Below are 1837 nucleotides of genomic sequence, written 5' to 3'. Positions count from 1 at the left end.
CCACCCCGCCACCAACGACGGAACAACCAAACCACCCATCACACACCACCCTCACCCTCAACAAACCGACAACCCGACCACACCGGAAAAACCACTACGCACGCTGAGCCGCCGATACGGCGGCGCACTCTGGAATCAGTCGGCGGACACCACGCTCACGGCCTCCCGCAGGCACTGCACATACCGGTCCACGATCTCGGCGACGTCAGCGGCCGTGAAGTGGTCGCTCGAACCGTCCACCACCAAGCCGTCGTCGACCACGCTGACCGTCAGCGGAAGTTCGGTGACGGTGTGATCCGTGACCGTCGCGATGAAGTCGGCCATGCTAGTCGCGCCGAAGTCCGTGTAGGTGAACCATGTCGTCGGAGCCGGCAGCCCGAAGCGGGCGCGCATGGCGGCGAAGGGGAAGTGCCGGTGCTCCAGCATGTCCAGTTCGGCGTCCGCCACGTGCGCGACCCGATCGGGCCAGGAGGCGTCTTCCGCGGCGGGCAGGACCGGCACGGCATTGAGGAAGACGCCCACGGCCAGGTGGGTGTCCGCCGCTTCCGGCCGGGCGTTGGCGACGGCGAGTGTGCCAGGCCGCGGCGCGTCGGGACCGGCCACCAGCTCGATGGCGCGCAGGTGCGCGGCCAGGAACAGCTGCTTGGGTGAACACCTCCATGCCGCGCAGGCCCGGCCGATGTCCTGCCGCAGCCGCTCGTCGATGGAACGGCTCACCGACCAGGCCGCCGGCTCCCCTTCCTGCCGGCGTCGGTCGGGCACGGCGAGCGCCTGCCACTGCCGGGTCATCTCTGACCAGTAGGCCGCCGAGTCATCCGAGGCGAGTGCCCGCGCCTCCGCCTCCGCCGCGAGTTTGCAGACCTCGGTCGGCACGGCCACCGCGCCTCCGGTCAGCGCGGCCAGGAGCTGATCGAAGAAGACCGCCACGCTCCAGCCGTCGAGCAGGGCGTGATGGTGGGACAGGAACATCCGCGCCCGGCCACCGGGCAGGACCGCGCACGTCAGCCGCCACAGGGGGAAGTCGTCGCGGTAGAAGGGACGCTCGCGTTCGCGTTCCCTGATCTGCCCGATCCGCTTCTCCGCGGCGTCCGGTGCGAGCGTCGACAGGTCCTCGTACTCCAACAGCGGGTCGGGCAGATCGTGGACCAGCCGCATGGGGCCGTCCACGCCCGTCAGGTCGAACTCGGTCCGCAGGCCCGGCTGGGCGTCCGTGACCACCGACAGCGCCGCGGCCAGAGCGGGCCGGGTGAGGCCGGGCACGGCGAGGGTCGTCTCGGACACGACGTGGTAGGTCGGGCGGTCCGGGTCGCGCTCGCTCTCGAAGAGCATCCCCGTCTGGACCAGCAGGGCCGGGTACGAGCGTTCGCCCGCGCCCGCGCCTGTGTCCGTGACTGCGTCGCCGTCGCCGTCGCCGTCGGCCGCGGCCGGAACCGGCTCCGCGACGGTCTGCGCCGTGTCCGCGATCGGAAGCGCCGGCGTGGTCGCCGCCGCCAGCTCGGCCAGCACCGGGTACACGAACAGGTCGCGGACGCTGAGTTCCAGCCCCTTCTCCTCGGCGGCCAAGGAAACGCGGAGTGCGAGCATGGAGTCGCCGCCGATGGTGAAGAAATGGTCATCGCGGCCGATGGGTCCTGTGCCCAGGACGTCGGACCAGATACCGGCCAGCAGGCGTTCGGTGTCGGTGACCGGCTCGTCACCACCGCCCCGGACCGGCAGCGGCTCACCCACCATCCCCCGTAGCACGGCCCGGTCGAGCTTCCCGTTCACCGTCACCGGCAACGAGGCGATCACCGAGATCGAGGACGGCAGCATGTACTCCGGCAACCTGCCCGACAAC

The 1837-nt window shown here is 70.7% G+C and carries 1 protein-coding gene; it reads right to left on the bottom strand.

The annotated features are described in order from the left end of the window. Positions 1-135: 135 nt before the first annotated feature. Positions 136-1837 (bottom strand): condensation domain-containing protein (locus ACGFMP_RS37200; protein WP_393678530.1); only part of this gene is annotated, 1702 nt, incomplete at its 5' end.

It is taken from the genome of Streptomyces sp. NPDC049040, from assembly GCF_043197715.1.
Classification (GTDB): domain Bacteria; phylum Actinomycetota; class Actinomycetes; order Streptomycetales; family Streptomycetaceae; genus Actinacidiphila.
The sequence above is the reverse complement of the archived record's forward strand: the minus strand, read 5'-3'. Positions and strand labels throughout refer to the sequence as shown.